Annotated in this window: 16 protein-coding genes and 1 pseudogene; 4 read left to right on the forward strand and 13 right to left on the reverse strand. The window is 71.8% G+C overall.

Annotated elements, in window-relative coordinates:
- Positions 1-126 precede the first annotated feature (126 nt).
- The 5 genes from ABZT12_RS26070 to ABZT12_RS26090 form a co-directional block, all read right to left on the reverse strand.
- Entirely contained in the window at positions 127-1,431 is a 1,305-nt protein-coding gene (locus ABZT12_RS26070; RefSeq protein ID WP_356389024.1) for an aldolase/citrate lyase family protein, read from the reverse strand.
- A 173-nt stretch (positions 1,432-1,604) separates the two neighbouring features.
- A complete protein-coding gene (locus ABZT12_RS26075) occupies positions 1,605-2,567 on the reverse strand; it encodes an electron transfer flavoprotein subunit alpha/FixB family protein (protein WP_356388894.1) in 963 nt (320 codons plus the stop codon).
- Positions 2,568-2,622: 55 nt separating this feature from the next.
- Complete coding sequence (locus ABZT12_RS26080; protein WP_356388896.1) at positions 2,623-3,408, reverse strand: electron transfer flavoprotein subunit beta/FixA family protein; 786 nt, start codon at positions 3,406-3,408, stop codon at positions 2,623-2,625.
- A 232-nt stretch (positions 3,409-3,640) separates the two neighbouring features.
- Positions 3,641-4,153: a flavin reductase family protein gene (locus ABZT12_RS26085; protein WP_356388898.1), complete on the reverse strand. Its 513-nt coding sequence runs from the start codon at positions 4,151-4,153 to the stop codon at positions 3,641-3,643.
- A 208-nt stretch (positions 4,154-4,361) separates the two neighbouring features.
- Complete coding sequence (locus tag ABZT12_RS26090) at positions 4,362-4,775, reverse strand: thioredoxin family protein (protein ID WP_356388900.1); 414 nt, start codon at positions 4,773-4,775, stop codon at positions 4,362-4,364.
- A gap of 75 nt (positions 4,776-4,850) precedes the next feature.
- Between ABZT12_RS26090 and ABZT12_RS26095 the strand changes: the two genes are divergently transcribed.
- Both ABZT12_RS26095 and ABZT12_RS26100 read left to right on the forward strand, forming a co-directional pair.
- Positions 4,851-5,267, forward strand: coding sequence for a DUF4395 domain-containing protein (locus ABZT12_RS26095; protein WP_356388902.1), 417 nt, complete (start codon positions 4,851-4,853; stop codon positions 5,265-5,267).
- 184 nt (positions 5,268-5,451) lie between these two features.
- The gene (locus ABZT12_RS26100; RefSeq protein WP_356388904.1) at positions 5,452-6,180 is read left to right on the forward strand and encodes a lysophospholipid acyltransferase family protein; all 729 of its coding nucleotides are present in this window, start codon (positions 5,452-5,454) and stop codon (positions 6,178-6,180) included.
- A 4-nt stretch (positions 6,181-6,184) separates the two neighbouring features.
- On the opposite strand, the gene ABZT12_RS26105 is transcribed toward ABZT12_RS26100, so the two are convergent.
- From ABZT12_RS26105 to ABZT12_RS26125, 5 genes are all read right to left on the reverse strand, one after another.
- Positions 6,185-6,883 carry a phenylalanine--tRNA ligase beta subunit-related protein gene (locus ABZT12_RS26105; protein WP_356388906.1) on the reverse strand — a complete coding sequence of 233 codons (699 nt, stop codon included), beginning with the start codon at positions 6,881-6,883 and terminating at the stop codon, positions 6,185-6,187.
- Complete coding sequence (locus ABZT12_RS26110) at positions 6,880-7,464, reverse strand: transglutaminase domain-containing protein (protein WP_356388908.1); 585 nt, start codon at positions 7,462-7,464, stop codon at positions 6,880-6,882. Before ABZT12_RS26110 ends, ABZT12_RS26105 begins: the two co-directional genes overlap by 4 nt.
- A gap of 94 nt (positions 7,465-7,558) precedes the next feature.
- Positions 7,559-8,629, reverse strand: a complete 1,071-nt coding sequence (locus ABZT12_RS26115) for a low specificity L-threonine aldolase (protein ID WP_356388910.1) — start codon at positions 8,627-8,629, stop codon at positions 7,559-7,561.
- Positions 8,626-9,372: an SDR family oxidoreductase gene (locus ABZT12_RS26120; protein WP_356388912.1), complete on the reverse strand. Its 747-nt coding sequence runs from the start codon at positions 9,370-9,372 to the stop codon at positions 8,626-8,628. Before ABZT12_RS26120 ends, ABZT12_RS26115 begins: the two co-directional genes overlap by 4 nt.
- A gap of 38 nt (positions 9,373-9,410) precedes the next feature.
- Entirely contained in the window at positions 9,411-10,808 is a 1,398-nt protein-coding gene (locus ABZT12_RS26125; protein WP_356388914.1) for a DUF6421 family protein, read from the reverse strand.
- A gap of 449 nt (positions 10,809-11,257) precedes the next feature.
- Here ABZT12_RS26125 and ABZT12_RS26130 point away from each other — a divergent pair.
- Positions 11,258-11,941: pseudogene (locus ABZT12_RS26130) on the forward strand (glycerophosphodiester phosphodiesterase family protein).
- Here ABZT12_RS26130 and ABZT12_RS26135 read toward each other — a convergent pair.
- Positions 11,942-12,481 carry a GNAT family N-acetyltransferase gene (locus tag ABZT12_RS26135; protein ID WP_356388916.1) on the reverse strand — a complete coding sequence of 180 codons (540 nt, stop codon included), beginning with the start codon at positions 12,479-12,481 and terminating at the stop codon, positions 11,942-11,944.
- Positions 12,482-12,549: 68 nt separating this feature from the next.
- Between ABZT12_RS26135 and ABZT12_RS26140 the strand changes: the two genes are divergently transcribed.
- Positions 12,550-12,942, forward strand: a complete 393-nt coding sequence (locus ABZT12_RS26140; RefSeq protein WP_356388918.1) for a VOC family protein — start codon at positions 12,550-12,552, stop codon at positions 12,940-12,942.
- A gap of 72 nt (positions 12,943-13,014) precedes the next feature.
- Here ABZT12_RS26140 and ABZT12_RS26145 read toward each other — a convergent pair whose 3' ends face one another.
- On the reverse strand, positions 13,015-13,605 hold the full coding sequence (locus tag ABZT12_RS26145; protein ID WP_356388920.1) for a MarR family transcriptional regulator: 591 nt from the start codon (positions 13,603-13,605) through the stop codon (positions 13,015-13,017).
- Positions 13,602-15,284, reverse strand: a complete 1,683-nt coding sequence (locus ABZT12_RS26150) for an FUSC family protein (RefSeq protein WP_356388922.1) — start codon at positions 15,282-15,284, stop codon at positions 13,602-13,604. The genes ABZT12_RS26145 and ABZT12_RS26150 overlap by 4 nt, the downstream gene beginning before the upstream one ends.
- Between the last annotated feature and the right edge of the window lie 47 nt (positions 15,285-15,331).

Consider the following 15,331-nt stretch of genomic DNA (forward strand, 5'->3'; position numbering starts at 1 on the left):
GGGACGGCAGGTGCCGACGCCCGCCCGCGCCCAACGAAGGCTGCGAGAACCGCCGTTGGGGTGGTCGGGACCGCACGGGCCGCCCACGGTGACAGCGGAGAGGCAGCAACGGCCGCGCCGCGTCCGCTACTTGACGGACGAGGTGAGGTCGCCGCGCGGGGGCGTGGCGAACGTCCGCAACTCCGCCCGGGTCAGTCCGGTGGCCGCGGTGACCTCGGCGAGGTCGAGGGCCCCGCAGTCCAGGCCGCGCAGCAGATAGCCGCTGAGCGCCTTCGCGGTGGCGGGCTCGTCCATGACGTCGCCGCCGGCCCGGTTGACGTAGCGGTCGAGCCGGGCGGCGGCCTGCTCGAAGCCCTCGCGGTAGAAGGCGAAGACGGCCGCGTAGCGGGTCGGCAGGTGGCCGGGGTGCATGTCCCAGCCCTGGTAGTAGGCGCGGGCCAGCGCCCGCCGGGTGAGGCCGTAGTGCAGCCGCCAGGCGTCGTGGACCTGGGCGGTGGGGCCGACGGGCAGCACGTTGGTGGAGCCGTCCGAGACGCGTACGCCGGTTCCGGCGGCGGCGACCTGCATGACCGCCTTGGCGTGGTCGGCGGCCGGGTGGTCACTGGCCTGGTAGGCCGCGGAGACGCCGAGAGAGGCGCTGTAGTCGAAGGTGCCGTAGTGCAGGCCGGTGGCGCGGCCCCCGGCGGCCTGGATCATCCGGGCGACGGTGGCGGTGCCGTCGGTGGCGAGGACGGCCTGGCTGGTCTCGATCTGGATCTCGAAGCCGATCCGCCCGGGTGCGAGTCCGCGGGCCCGCTCGAAGGCCTCCAGCAGCCGCGCCATCGCGGTGACCTGCTCGGCGTAGGTGACCTTGGGCAGGGTCAGGACCAGCCCGTCCGGGAGGCCGCCGGCGTCCATCAGCCCGGTGAGGAAGATGTCGAGGGTACGGATGCCCCGGTCGCGCACCGGCGCCTCCATGCACTTCATGCGGATGCCCATGCGGGGAGTCGCCGTGCCCTTGCGGTACGCCTCCGCGAGCAGCCGGGCGGCGCGGGCCGCCGCCGCGTCCTCCTCGGCGTCCGGGCGCGGGCCGTAGCCGTCCTCGAAGTCGACGCGCAGGTCTTCGATCGGCTCGCGCTCCAGCTTGGCGCGCACTCGCGTGTACACGGACTCCGCGAGGGCGTCGGGGAGGGCGAGCACGGCCGCGAAGGAGGCGGCGTCGGGGGCGTGTTCGTCGAGGGCCGCGAGGGCCCGGTCGCCCCAGGAACGGACGGTGCCGGCGGTGAGGACGTCAGCGGGTACGTAGACGGTGTGGACGGGCTGGCGGGTGCCGGGGTCTCCGGGGTACCGGCGCGCCAGCTCCGCGTCGACCGGCGCGAGGGAGGCGCTGATCTCCTGGCCGACCGCCGCGGCGAGGCTCGTCGCCGGCTTCTCCTGCTCGCCCTGGCCCATTCCCACGCCTCCACTTTTCCGCTGGGCGGAATCCGCAATCCGCAGAACGAAGTTATCCGTGGAGCTTCCCCCTGGTCAACACCCGGTCCGAGGGCTCGTGGCGGGCGTGTCGCCGGATGCGCGAGGCCCCCGCGACCGGATCGGTGGCGGGGGCCTCGCACGGTCGAAGGGGATCAGCCCTTGCGGGACTTGACCTCTTCGGTGAGCTGCGGGACGACGTCGAAGAGGTCGCCGACGACGCCGTAGTCGACGAGGTCGAAGATGGGGGCTTCGGCGTCCTTGTTGACGGCGACGATGGTCTTGGAGGTCTGCATGCCGGCGCGGTGCTGGATGGCGCCGGAGATGCCGTTGGCGATGTACAGCTGGGGGGAGACGCTCTTACCGGTCTGGCCGACCTGGTTGGAGTGCGGGTACCAGCCGGCGTCGACGGCGGCGCGGGAGGCGCCGACGGCCGCGCCGAGGGAGTCGGCGAGGGCCTCGATGATCGCGAAGTTCTCCGCGCCGTTGACGCCTCGGCCGCCGGAGACGACGATCGCGGCCTCGGTCAGCTCGGGCCGGCCGGTCGACTCGCGCGGGGTGCGGGCGGTGACCTTGGTGGCGGTGGCCTGGGCGGAGAAGGTGACGGCCAGCGGCTCGACGGTGCCGGCGGCCGGGGCGGCCTCGACGGCGGCGCTGTTGGGCTTCACCGTGATGACCGGGGTGCCCTTGGAGACACGGGTCTTGGTGGTGTAGGAGGCGGCGAACACCGACTGGGTGGCCACCGGACCCTGCTCGCCGGCTTCGAGGTCGACGGCGTCGGTGATGATGCCAGAGCCGATGCGCACCGCCAGACGGGCGGCGACCTCCTTGGCCTCGGCGGAGGACGGCACCAGTACGGCGGCCGGGGAGACGGCCTCGTAGGCGGCCTGGAGGGCGTCCACCTTCGGTACGACGAGGTAGTCGGCGTACTCGGCGGCGTCGTGGGTGAGGACCCGGACCGCGCCGTGCTCGGCGAGGGCGGCGGCGGTGTCGCCCGCGCCGGGGCCGAGGGCGACGGCGACGGGCTCGCCGATGCGGCGGGCCAGGGTCAGCAGCTCCAGGGTGGGCTTGCGGACGGCGCCGTCCACGTGGTCGACGTAGACGAGAACTTCAGCCATGGGAATGCTCTCCTGCGTGCGTGCGAAGTCTGAGGGGGCGGTGGCGCGTTGGGGCTTAGATGAACTTCTGGCCCGCGAGGAACTCGGCGAGCTGCTTGCCGCCCTCGCCCTCGTCCCTGACGATCGTGCCGGCGGTCCGCGCCGGGCGCTGGGCCGCGGAGTCGACCGCGCTCCACGCGCCGCCGAGGCCGACCTCGTCGGCCTCGATGCCGAGGTCGGAGAGGTCCCAGGACTGAACCGGCTTCTTCTTGGCGGCCATGATGCCCTTGAAGGAGGGGTAACGCGCCTCGCCGGACTGGTCGGTGACCGACACCACGGCCGGGAGGGAGGCCTCCAGCTGCTCGGAGGCGGTGTCGCCGTCCCGGCGGCCCTTGACGACGCCGTCCGCGACGGAGACCTCGGAGAGCAGCGTGACCTGCGGGACGCCCAGGCGCTCGGCGACCAGGGCCGGGAGCACGCCCATGGTGCCGTCGGTGGAGGCCATGCCGGAGACGACCAGGTCGAAGCCGGCCTTCTCGATCGCCTTGGCGAGCACCAGCGACGTGCCGATGACGTCCGTGCCGTGCAGGTCGTCGTCCTCGACGTGGATCGCCTTGTCCGCGCCCATCGACAGGGCCTTGCGCAGCGCGTCCTTGGCGTCCTCGGGACCCACCGTCAACACGGTGATCTCCGCGTCGTCGGCCTCGTCCGCGATCTGCAGCGCCTGCTCGACCGCGTACTCGTCGAGCTCGGAGAGCAGACCGTCCACGTCGTCCCGGTCGACGGTCAGGTCATCGGCGAAGTGCCGGTCGCCGGTGGCGTCGGGCACGTACTTCACAGTGACAACGATCCTCAAGCTCACGCCGGCTCTCCTACTGCATCGTCATTTTCGGCTGCCTACTTCCAGGCAGCATAGGCGCCTCGTCCGGCCGGTCCCGGTGTGGGCGGCCAGTGCTCCGAGCGAAATATTACTCGCCAGTACGCGCTACTACGTTCCCCCAGGACGTTCCCGCTAAGCAAGCGCTTTGAACTGTGACCTTCGCAACGCAGCGTAATCGGAGTCCGTCCACCCCGCACCGGGAGGGACGGGCGGTTCAGTCGCGCAGGCCGTTGAAGCGCCCCTGGTGATAGAGGAGCGGGCGGCCCGGGTCGGCGTGGTCGCCGAGGACGACCTCGGCCAGCACGATCCGGTGGTCGCCCGCCGGCACCCGGGCGACGACCCGGCAGACGAGCCAGGCGAGGACCCCGTCGAGGACGGGGACACCCTCGGGACCCTCGCGCCAGGCGGTCGGCTCCCCGAAGCGGTCGGCGCCGCTGCGGGCGAAGGTGCCGGCCAGCCGCTCCTGGTGCTCACCGAGGATGTGGACGCCCACGTGGTCGGTACGGGATATCGCGGGCCAGCTGGAGGCGCCGGCACTGATACCGAAGGAGAGCATCGGGGGCTCGGCCGAGACGGAGCTGAGCGAGGTGGCGGTGAAGCCGACCGGGCCGGCGGCACCACGTGCGGTGATCACCGCGACCCCCGCCGCGTGCCGGCGGAAGACGGAGCGGAGCAGGTCGGGCGAGGCGAGCTGGGGGGTGGTGCCGAGACCGGGCGTGGCCGTCATGGGAATGTCCTTCTCGGGGAGGGAGCGATCGGGTCCGCGGGTGCTCAACAGCCCGGACAGCGCGCGCTCGCGGTACGGACGAGGTCGACGTGGACCCGTCCGACGAGAAGGAGATCTCTGGACATACGGTCAGGCTGACGATAGGTGGTGCGCGCAGTCAAGTGCGTTCCGGCATATGGGAGATGCCTCACCATTCCCGCCTCCACCGTCAAACCGCCTCCCCGAGGGCGGCGATGACATCGGCCCTGCGCGGCTGGCCGGTGGCCCGGCGCACGACCCGTCCACCGGCGTCGAGGACGAGCACGGTGGGGGTCTTGAGAATGTCCAACTCCCGCACCAGACGGAGGTGTTCCTCGGCGTCCAGCTCGACGTGGGTCACCCCCGGCACCATTCCGGCCACCTCACCGAGCACGCGCCGGGTCGCCCGGCAGGGTGCGCAGAAGGCGCTGGAGAACTGCACCAGCGTGGCCCGCTCCCCCAACTGTGCGCCCAACTCGGCCCCGCTGAGCCGCTTTCCGTCGTCGCGCACACGCACGCGCACCCTTCCGTTCCGCCGCCGATGCAGCACTCCGTAGGCGCTCGCCGCCGCGAGCACCACCACACACACCACAAAACCGGTCACAACTCGCTCCAGCGTTTACCGGACTGCAAACATTCCCGGGTCCTCGAACCCTCTCCCGTGCGGAATGCTTGATTCATGGACATCGACGTAAGAGGGCCGCGCTTCGGGGCGGCCGTGACGGCTCTGGTGCTGGCGGCCGTACTGATCACCGGGAGCGTCTGGCTGCTGGCCTGGCAGACGCTGGCGTTCGCGCTGGGCGCGGCCGGTGGGGTGGGCGCATCGCCGTACGGCCTGCTGTTCCGCGCGGTTGTACGGCCCCGGCTGGGGCCGCCGACCGAGTTCGAGGCACCGGAGCCGCCCCGGTTCGCGCAGGCGGTCGGGCTGGTCTTCGCCGCCGTGGGTCTGGTCGGTTTCGGCCTGGGTCCGGCCTGGCTCGGACTCGTGGCGACCGGGGCCGCGCTCGCCGCCGCGTTCCTCAATGCGGCGTTCGGGTACTGCCTGGGATGCGAGTTCTACCTGCTGGTTCGCCGGGTGACGGTCCGTACGGAGTAAAGCCGCGTTAAAAGGCCGAGGTGGATCACGTGCCGGACGTGACGAGAATCTCGCCGTCGTCCGGCACCAGGGCTGGCTCCTCAACCGTTCTTGGGGCACCATCTGCGCAATGCCGTAAACCTACGGCTGCGTAACTTCCGCCGGGAGACTCCTTCCCAGGCAGAAAGAAGGGTCCACCCCGTCCATGGCTGAGATTGTCTACCGTCCCGTCATCGGTCTTGCCCGAACGTTGTTCAAGGCCTGGGACCTCAAGATCGACTGCAAGGGATCGGAAAACATCCCGCGCTCGGGCGGCGCCGTGCTGGTCAGCAACCACATCAGCTACCTGGACTTCATCTTCGACGGTCTCGCCGCCCTGCCGCAGAAGCGCCTCGTCCGCTTCATGGCGAAGGAGTCGGTGTTCCGGCACAGGATCTCCGGGCCGCTGATGCGGGGCATGAAACACATCCCGGTCGACCGCGAGCAGGGCGAGACGGCGTACCAGCACGCGCTGGAGTCGCTGCGCGCCGGCGAGATCATCGGCGTCTTCCCCGAAGCGACCATCTCGCAGTCCTTCACCCTGAAAAGCTTCAAGTCGGGCGCGGCGCGGATGGCCCAGGAGGCCGGCGTGCCGCTGATCCCGATGGCCCTGTGGGGCACCCAGCGGCTGTGGACCAAGGGCCACCCGCGCAACTTCAAGCGCAGCCACACCCCGATCACCATCCGGGTGGGCGAGCCGGTGGAGGCCCCTGAGGATCAGTACGCGGGCGCCATCACCCGGCGGCTGCGGGAGCGCGTCCAGGAACTGCTGGAGTCCGCGCAGCGCGCCTATCCGGTCCGCCCCAAGGGCGCGGACGACACCTGGTGGATGCCCGCGCATCTCGGTGGCACCGCGCCCACCCCCGAAGAGGTGAAGGCGGCCGAGGCACGCTGAATCGTCACTCCGGGGCGTGCACGGTGACGCTCGCCCCGGGGGTCAACTTGCCCAGCAGCTCGACGAGTTCGGCGCCCGCCGCCTCCACGTCGGCGACCGGCACCGGCACCGGCGCCAGGCTCTCCAGCAGGAAGAGCGCGGACGTCGACTCCTCGGTGAGCCTGGTGCGGGGGCCCTGGCGCCAGTTCCAGCGCCGGCAGGTGACGCCGGCCGCGTCGCGCCAGACCACCTCGCCCGCGTCCGGGTGCTCCACGGTCCGCTCGCCGCCCGCGACGGTGACGAACTCCTCGTCGCCGGTGGCGCGCAGGAGTGTCATCCCGCCCTCGATACGGTCCGCGTCCTCGCCGCCGACCGGGATCAGGTGGGCGACGCTGATCGCGTTGTAGAGGTCGACCAGCAGATTGATCCGGGGCAGGCCGCCGTCGGCCGTGGCCCGCCGGGCCAGCGCCTCGGCGGAGTTGCGGGTGCGCGACGGCTTCGCCCCGAACGCCGTGTACACCTCGCGCCAGGCCGCCATGTGCGGGTCCTCGTGCGGGGCACGACCGTCCAGTCGTACGGCGAGACGGCGGGCCGCGTCGTCGAGGAGGGCCGAACTCTCCTCCGTACTGGGCCCGTTGACCACCCCGTGCGCCTCGATCGCGAGGTGGGTGAAGCCGGGCGCGAGGGCGCGGACCTCTTCGGAGACGGTCAGCTGGAGCGTCATGGGGTGCCTCGGAGTGCGGTCGGGAGCGTCTGCCACAGGTGGGCCCGGTCGGTGGCCGCCCGCAGGGCGCTCAGCACGTCCGGGTGCGGTTCACTGTACAGGACCGGAAGGTCCAACTCGTTGGACTCCGGATCCGGCGTGAAGGCCAGCCGCTCGCCGTCCAGGGAGAACTGGGCGTTCACCCCCGGCTTGTTGCCCCGGGGGTCCTGCCGGTGCCAGGCCCCGTTGAACCGCACCGCGACCAGGCCGTGGATCACCCCCAACCGCTGATAGCAGAACGCCGTGGGGATGTCCTCGGCGCGCAGCAGGGCGGCGAGGGCGTGCGCCTTGGCGAAGCAGATGCCGGTGCCCTGCTCCAGGACGTCGGAGGCCCGCCAGGTGACCCGCGGGTCACCGGAGTCCTGCGAGTGCGGGATGGTGTCGCGGACGAATTCGAAGGCCAGCCGCGCATAGGCATACGAGTCCGAGGCCCGTCCGGCGAGCAGTGCGGCTGTCTCCCGTACGCGGGGATGGTCGTGGTCGACGACCTCGTCGGCAGCCAAGTACGCGGACAGGTCAGGGGTGTTCTGGATCAGCTCCATAGCCGCAGAGCATAGGAACGCGATCACCCATCAGTCAATGACTTTCCAGGTGACCGCATAACTATGCGCGACTGCGGCATCGCGACCGCGTCGGCTACCGCGCCGTCTCCTCCTTGAGCGCGGCCACGAACGCGTCCACGTCGTCCTCGGTCGTGTCGAAGGCGCACATCCAGCGGACGTCGCCGGCGGACTCGTCCCAGAAGTAGAAGCGGAAGCGCTCCTGCAGTCGCAGGCTCACCTCGTGCGGCAGGCGTGCGAAGACCGCGTTGGCCTGCACGGGATAGAGGATCTCCACACCGTGCACCGCGCGCACGCCCTCGGCGAGCCGCTGGGCCATCTCGTTGGCGTGGCGGGCGTTGCGCAGCCACAGGTCCTTGGCGAGCAACGCCTCCAACTGCACTGACACGAAACGCATCTTGGAGGCGAGCTGCATGGACAGCTTGCGCAGGTGCTTCATGTGGCTGACGGCGTCCTGGTTGATCACCACGACCGCCTCACCGAAGAGAGCGCCGTTCTTGGTGCCGCCGAGGGAGAGGATGTCGACGCCGACCGCGTTGGTGAACGACCGCATCGGCATGTCCAGGGAGGCCGCCGCGTTGGATATCCGGGACCCGTCGAGGTGCACCTTCATGCCGTGCGCGTGGGCGTGGTCGCAGATCGCGCGGAGCTCCTCCGGCGTGTACAGCGTGCCGAGTTCGGTGCTCTGGGTGACCGAGACGACCTGCGGCATCGCGCGGTGCTCGTCGTCCCAGCCGTACGCCTGACGGTCGATCAGCTCAGGGGTGAGCTTGCCGTCGGGCGTGGGCACGGTGAGCAGCTTGAGGCCGCCCATGCGCTCGGGGGCGCCGCCCTCGTCGACGTGGATGTGCGCGCTCTCGGCGCAGATCACCGCGCCCCAGCGGTCGGTGACCGCCTGGAGCGCGACGACGTTGGCGCCGGTGCCGTTGAAGACCGGGAACGCCTCCGCCGTGGCGCCGAAGTGGCCACGGACGACGCCCTGGAGGCTGTCGGTGTACACGTCCCCGCCGTACGCGACCTGGTGGCCGCCGTTGGCCAGGGCCAGCGCGGCGAGCACCTCCGGGTGCGCACCGGCGTAGTTGTCGCTGGCGAAGCCGCGGACCTCCGGGTCGTGCCGGCGGCGGGCGTCGGTCCTCGGTGGGTTCACGGCTTCTCGGTCAGCCACAGCCGGGTTCCGTTCACTTCGGCGGCGGGCTTGTCCCAGACGCCGGCGATGGCCTCGGCCAGCTCCCTGACGTCCGTGAAGCCCGCGAACTTCGCGTTCGGGCGCTCGGCGCGCATGGCGTCGTGGACCAGTGCCTTGACCACCATGATCGCGGCCGCGGCGGCGGGACCGTCCTCGCCGCCGGACTTGCGGTAGCCGTCGGCCATGGCCAGGGTCCACGCCTCGGCGGCGGCCTTCGACGCGGAGTACGCCGCGTTGCCCGCGGTGGGCTTGCCCGCGCCGGCCGCGCTGATCAGCAGATAGCGGCCGCGACCGCTGCGCTCCAGGCCGTCGTAGAAGGCCAGGGAGGTGTGCTGCACGGTGCGGATCAGCAGCTTCTCCAGCAGGTCCCAGTCGGCGAGGTCGGTGTCGGTGAAGCCGGCGCTGCCGCGCCAGCCGCCGACGAGGTGGACCAGTCCGTCGACGCGGCCGAAGTCCTTCTCGATGCGCGCCGCCCACTCCCGGGTCGCCCGCAGGTCGAGCAGGTCGACGGTGTCGCCGACCACGGTCGCACCGCCGTGCGCGTAGCGGGCCGCGTCCACGGCCTCCGCCAGCCGCTCCGGATGCGCGTCCGCGCCGACGACGGTCGCGCCCGCCTCGGCGAGCCGCATCAGCGCCGCGCGGCCTGCCGGCCCGCCCGCTCCGGCCACCGCGATCACCGCGCCGTCGAGCGCCCCGTTCCCCATGGTCCTCGCCTCCTGAGCCACTTCTGTCGTGCGGTCGCTCACGCGGCGATCCGCTCGGCGCTCTCCGCCGTGATGCCCCTGGTCGAGGCGATCACATTCTTCAGCTTCTTGGCCAGTGCTTCATAGAACATGCTCAGCGGAAACTCGTCAGGCAGCACGTCGTCGACGAGTTTGCGCGGCGGCAGGCTCAGGTCGAGCGCGTCCGGGCCCTTGGCCCAGCGGGAGCCGGGGTGCGGGGCGAGGTAGCCGGCGACCAGTTCGTAGGCCTTGAACCAGTGGACGAGCTTGGGGCGGTCGATGCCGGCCCGGTAGAGGTCCTCGATCTCGGCGCAGAGCCGGTTGGTGATCTCGGGGGCGCGCCGCCAGTCGATGTGCAGCCTGTTGTCGGTCCAGCGGACGACGTCGTTGCGGTGCAGGTAGGCGAAGAGGAGCTGGCCGCCGAGGCCGTCGTAGTTGCGCACCCGCTCGCCGGTGACCGGGAAGCGGAACATCCGGTCGAACAGGACCGCGTACTGCACGTCACGGGCCTGCGGAACGCCGTCGGCCTCCAGCTTCACGGCCTCCTTGAAGGCGGTGAGGTCGCAGCGCAGCTCCTCCAGGCCGTACATCCAGAACGGCTGCCGCTGCTTGATCATGAACGGGTCGAAGGGCAGGTCGCCGTGGCTGTGGGTGCGGTCGTGGACCATGTCCCACAGGACGAACGCCTCCTCGCAGCGCTTCTGGTCGTGGACCATGGAGGCGATGTCCTCGGGCAGTTCCATGCCGAGGATGCCGACGGCGGCCTCGGTGACCCGGCGGAAGCGGGCGGCCTCGCGGTCGCAGAAGATGCCGCCCCAGCTGAAACGCTCGGGGGCCTGCCGTACGGCGATGGTCTCGGGGAACAGGACGGCCGAGTTGGTGTCGTAGCCGGCCGTGAAGTCCTCGAAGGTGATGCCGCAGAACAGCGGGTTGTCGTAGCGGGTCGCCTCCAGCTCGGCCAGCCAGTCGGGCCAGACCATGCGCAGGACGACCGCTTCGAGGTTACGGTCGGGGTTGCCGTTCTGGGTGTACATCGCGAAGACGACCAGGTGCTGGAGTCCGTCCTCGCGGTGTGCGGCGGGCTGGAAGGCGAGCAGCGAGTCGAGGAAGTCCGGTACGCCGAAGCCGCCGTCGGCCCACCGGCGCAGGTCCTCGACGAGCGCCTCGTGGTAGGCCCGGTCGTGCGGGAGCAGCGGCGACAGCTCCTCGACGGCGGCTATGACCCGGCGGACGGCCAGTTCGGCGTCGGCGTGGTCCGGGGCGTCCGTGGCCGCGAAGTCGATCGAGCCGTCCTTCGACTGCCATGGCCGGATCTGCTCCACGGCATTCTTGAGCACGGGCCATGCCGGGTGCTCCACCACCCTGGTCAGCGGAGGAAGCAGTCCCTCGACACTCGCCTGCACAAGAATTTCCGTCATGTCCCATCCTTATCGGGAGAAGCTCGCGTATGGACACCGTATGCGGTGGAGCTTTCTCCCAGCAAGGGGGAGCTCGGGAGATCGTCCGGCGCGACCCCGGTCTTCACCGCTTTTTTTCCTGCCGGACACGGTGGAGGCGATTACTTCCGCTCCGGCCGGGGAAGCGCTCGGCGTCACCGGGCCCCGGGGCCGACGGGGTCGGGAACCGGCCATCGCGGCGCACCGGCGCGACGCGGGCGGCGCCCGGGTCCGTGACGGGGCGTCCACGGATGTCCCTGGGGGCCGTGCGCGCCGGGCGCGCCCTGCCGCCGCCAATACCCCGATCCCCCCGGTACGCACGGGTTCATCGCCGGGCGGGGCCGTTAGGCTGCGGCTCTGCCGCGTGGACAGCGCCGTCCGGCCGCCTCCGCGCGCTTGCCCAGCCGACGTCGACGGAAGCGAGTTGAACCTTGAACTTCCTTACCATCGGTCACCGCGGAGTCATGGGTCTCGAACCCGAGAACACGCTCCGTTCCTTCGTCGCCGCCGAGCAGGCCGGCCTCGACGTCCTCGAACTCGATCTGCATCTGAGCAGTGACGGCGCCCTCGTCGTCATGCACGACGCGGACGTGGACCGCACGACGGACGGCACCGGACCGGTCGCCGAGAAGACCTTCGACGAGTTGCGCGCGCTGGACGCCGGACACGGGGAGCGTGTGCCCGTCTTCGACGAGGTGCTGGACGCCGTCGACTCCCCGCTCCAGGCCGAGATCAAGGATCTGGCGGCGGCCCGCGCGCTGGCCGAGGTGATGCACCGGCGGGATCTGGTGGGGCGGGTGGAGGTGTCCTCGTTCCACGACGAGGCGATCACCGAGATCGCGCGGCTGGTGCCGGGCGTACGGACCGCGCTGATCGCGAGCCGCTTCGGCGCCGACGTGGTGGACCGCGCCGTCGAGGCCGGCGCCGGCACCCTCTGCCTCAACATCCGCCGACTCACCCTGGAAACCGTCGAGTTGGCGCGCAAGGCGGACCTGAAGGTGATCGGCTAGGTGGTGAACACCCAGGACCAGCTGCGCCTGGTACGGGCCCTGGGGCTCGACGGCGCGACCACCGACTACCCGGAGATCAAACGCACCGGCCGGTTCACCGCGTGATCACCCGAGTTCCTTGACCAGCAGCTCGAACCGCAGGTCGTCGCGGCGCGGGATGCCGAAGCGCTCGTCGCCGTACGGGAACGGGGTCATCCGGCCCGTACGGCGGTAGCCGCGGCGCTCGTACCAGGCGATGAGGTCGTTCCGTACGGAGATCACCGTCATGTGCATCTCCCTGACCCCCCAGGTCTCCTGGGCGATGCGCTCGGCCTCCGCGATGATCACCTTGCCGAGTCCGCCGCCCTGGAGGCTCGGGCTCACCGCGAACATCCCGAAGTAGGCGTGCTCGCCCCGGTGTTGAAGCTGACAGCAGGCCACCACCCTGCCGTCCTGTTCGACGGCGAGCATCCGGCTGTCGGGCGCCTCGACCACCGCCAGCACCCCCTCGGGGTCCGTCCGCCGCCCTTCGAGGATGTCCGCCTCGGTGGTCCAGCCGGTCCGGCTGCTGTCGCCCCGGTACGCCGACTCGATCAACTCGACCAGGGTGTCGACGTCGGCCGCGGTGGCGTCGCGGAAGGTCGGTGCGGGGGCGGCGATGTCCATGGTGCGTCTCTCCGATCAGGGCCGGCTCGGGCTGGCACGAGAGTAACGCGGTACTACTCTCGGACCGCATGGTGCATGTACTGAGCAGTCGCGTCCTGTTGTCCCCCACCGACTTCGAGCGGTCCCGCTCCTTCTACGGCGAGCAGTTGGGGCTCGCCGTCTACCGGGAGTTCGGCACGGAGGAGTATCGCGGAGTCGTCTACTTCCTCGGCGGAGGCTTTCTGGAGGTCTCGGGGCGGGCGGAGACACCGTCCGACCCGCCCGTGCGGCTGTGGATGCAGGTCGACGACGTGACCGCCGCGCACGAGGAACTCGTGGCCAAGGGGGTCGAGATCGTGCGTCCGCCGGTGAAGGAGCCGTGGGGGCTGGTGGAGATGTGGCTCGCGGACCCGGACGGAACGCGGATCGTCCTGGTGGAGGTGCCCGCCGATCACCCGCTGCGGTACCGGCCCGGCGTGTAGCGCGGGGAGACCGGCCCGGGGCCGCCGCCGGCTCCCGGGCCGGAGCCCGCCGGGGTGCCCGGGTGTGCCCGGTCAGAGCCGCGGCACGCTCAGCCGGCCTTCCAGCTGGCCGAGCAACTCGCCCAGCAGTGCGGCGAGTTCGCCCTGTCCGCCGGTGTCCAGGCCGGAGAGTACGGCGGTCTCGTAGGTGAGCTGTTCGGGCAGGATGCCGTCGACGAGGTCGCGTCCGGCGTCCGTGAGGCGCACGTGGGCGACCCGGCGGTCACGGGTGTCGCCCCGGCGCTCCACCAGCCCGCGCTCGGTCAGCTGCTTGAGGCGCTTGGTGACGGCCGCTCCCGAGGAGAAGGTCTCCCGGGCCAGTTCGCTCGGCGTCAGCTCGTGCCCGGTCCGGCGGAGCGCGCCGAGCAGGTCGAACTCGGGCCGGGTGAGTCCGGCGCGGCGCAACGGCGCGTCCTCGGCCTGCTGGAGCAGGGCGGCGCACCGGTTGATCCGCCCGATGATCTCCATCGGCCCGGTGTCGAGTTCGGGGTGCACGGCCTGCCACTGCCCGACGACGGCGGCCACGGTGTCACGCCGGCGCGCGGCGGGCTCGTGCGCCGGTCCGGACCCCGGCCGCCGGGTCGGGCCGTCGCCGGCCGCCGGCCGTCCGTTCGTTGCCGTCATGGCCGTATGTCCTCCGTTGGCGTGCCGGTGCGCCGGTCCGCGACCGGCCAGGAGTCCGCCTCCTGGCGCCGCACCGTAGCGGCGAGCGTACGGTGCGCGGACTGTTCGGCCGGCACCACCCGCTCCTGGGGCAGGGCACGCTGCCACCACTCGCCGGACGCGGCCTCGGCGGTGGCGCGCAGTTCGACGAGCGCGGCGGCCAGTCGGCGATGCGCTGAGCGCACGGCTCCGGGGGCGGGAGCCGGCTCGGCGAGCCGGCGGGCCGCGTGTTCGCGGGCCCGTTCGACGGCCGTGAGGGCGTCTTCCAGGCGGTCACCGGCCCGGCGGTTGGTCACGGCGACGGCCGCGAGGAGGCCGACCAGCGCGCCGACGAGGGTGTCCAGGACCCGTTCGGTGATCAGCTCGCCGGGCTGCTGGACCTTCGCGAACTCGGTGATGAGCAGCGCCATCGGGGTCACGCAGACGCTGCCGAGCCAGTAGTTGCGCCCGATCAGGGCCTCCGCGCCGAAGTTGAGCGCGAGACAGCACAGCACCAGGGCGGCCGGGTGGGCGTGCGTGAGCGGGACGAGGGCGGCGAAGGCGAGCACGCCGACGAGGTTGCCCACGACGCGCTGCACGCCCCGGCTCCAGGTGAGGGTGACGTTGGCCTGGTAGAGGGAGGCGGCGGTGACCAGGGCCCAGTAGGGGCGGCCGACACCGAGGGCGAGGGAGACGTATCCGGCGAGGGCGCAGCCGAGCGCCGTGCGCAGCACGACCGGGGCCAGCGGGCCGAGCCTGGTCCACAACGGGCTTGCGGGGGTGGCGAGTTCGGCATCCACACCGAGGAGTTCACCGTCCGCGGGGACGTCGGCCGGCGGCACCGGGCCGTTGCCGCGCAGCTCCCGCGCCCAGGCGCGCAGCCGCTCGGGGTCCGTGTCGGCGGGCGCCGCGAGGGCGACCTCGGCGCGGACGAGGAGCCGGTCGAGGGCGTGCCGGAGCGCCGGACGGGCGCCGGTCGAGAGCAGCGACTGCCAGGCGGTGTGCACGGCGGCAGCGGCGGCGGCGCGGGCCCGTGCGTGGCCCTCCCCGGTGCCGTGTGTGTCGGCGTACGCGGCGGCGGCCAGCAGCGCGTGCGCGGTCGCCCGGCGTTCGGGGCCGTGCGGCCGGACCAGTGCGGGCGCCATGCCGACGAGCCACGCCCAGACGCCCGCAGCGGCGGCCAGCGCCAGATGGCCGGGGACCTGGCCGGTGGTCTGCGGTACGAAGAGGGAGGCGGAGCTGATGAAGGCGAGCACCACATTGCCGGGCGGCCCGACCCGGGTGGCGTCGCACACCGCCTTCTGCGCGGCGGCCAGGAGGGCGCCGACGGTGACCAGCACGACGGCGTTGGCGGTGAGCGAGGCCGTGACCAGGGCGACGGCGAGGCCGCCGACCATGCCGAGCACCACCCGGGCGAGGACGCGGGCCCGGGCGGCGTACGGCCGGCTGTGGGCGTAGAGGGCGCACAGGGAACCGGCCATCGTGTACATCGCCAGGTCGAGCCGGCCGAGCGCCAGCAGGGTCAGGTTGGGGGGCGCGACCGCGGCGACCACGCTGAGCGCGGGCTTGAACCAGATGTCGGAGGGCCGGCCGAGGCGCAGCACCCCGGCGAGCGGCAGTCGTCGTCGGAAAGTGGGGGTGGTGGGGGTCGCACTGCTCATGAAGGACAAGTTTAGCAGGTGTTTTACTCGTAAAGGATTGCCTCTGA

The sequence above is a fragment of the Streptomyces sp. NPDC005423 genome, assembly GCF_040606415.1.
In the GTDB taxonomy this organism is placed as follows: domain Bacteria; phylum Actinomycetota; class Actinomycetes; order Streptomycetales; family Streptomycetaceae; genus Streptomyces.

Excerpts from the sequence above, each read along its gene's own strand:
- ABZT12_RS26105 (WP_356388906.1), bottom strand. The coding sequence starts at position 6,883 with ATGACGCTCCAGCTGACCGTCTCCGAAGAGGTCCGCGCCCTCGCGCCC.
- ABZT12_RS26140 (WP_356388918.1), top strand. The coding sequence starts at position 12,550 with ATGGTGCATGTACTGAGCAGTCGCGTCCTGTTGTCCCCCACCGACTTC.
- ABZT12_RS26150 (WP_356388922.1), bottom strand. The coding sequence starts at position 15,284 with ATGAGCAGTGCGACCCCCACCACCCCCACTTTCCGACGACGACTGCCG.
- ABZT12_RS26125 (WP_356388914.1), bottom strand. The coding sequence starts at position 10,808 with ATGACGGAAATTCTTGTGCAGGCGAGTGTCGAGGGACTGCTTCCTCCG.
- ABZT12_RS26135 (WP_356388916.1), bottom strand. The coding sequence starts at position 12,481 with ATGGACATCGCCGCCCCCGCACCGACCTTCCGCGACGCCACCGCGGCC.
- ABZT12_RS26095 (WP_356388902.1), top strand. The coding sequence starts at position 4,851 with ATGGACATCGACGTAAGAGGGCCGCGCTTCGGGGCGGCCGTGACGGCT.
- ABZT12_RS26075 (WP_356388894.1), bottom strand. The coding sequence starts at position 2,567 with ATGGCTGAAGTTCTCGTCTACGTCGACCACGTGGACGGCGCCGTCCGC.
- ABZT12_RS26100 (WP_356388904.1), top strand. The coding sequence starts at position 5,452 with ATGGCTGAGATTGTCTACCGTCCCGTCATCGGTCTTGCCCGAACGTTG.
- ABZT12_RS26145 (WP_356388920.1), bottom strand. The coding sequence starts at position 13,605 with ATGACGGCAACGAACGGACGGCCGGCGGCCGGCGACGGCCCGACCCGG.
- ABZT12_RS26120 (WP_356388912.1), bottom strand. The coding sequence starts at position 9,372 with ATGGGGAACGGGGCGCTCGACGGCGCGGTGATCGCGGTGGCCGGAGCG.
- ABZT12_RS26085 (WP_356388898.1), bottom strand. The coding sequence starts at position 4,153 with ATGACGGCCACGCCCGGTCTCGGCACCACCCCCCAGCTCGCCTCGCCC.
- ABZT12_RS26110 (WP_356388908.1), bottom strand. The coding sequence starts at position 7,464 with ATGGAGCTGATCCAGAACACCCCTGACCTGTCCGCGTACTTGGCTGCC.
- ABZT12_RS26070 (WP_356389024.1), bottom strand. The coding sequence starts at position 1,431 with ATGGGCCAGGGCGAGCAGGAGAAGCCGGCGACGAGCCTCGCCGCGGCG.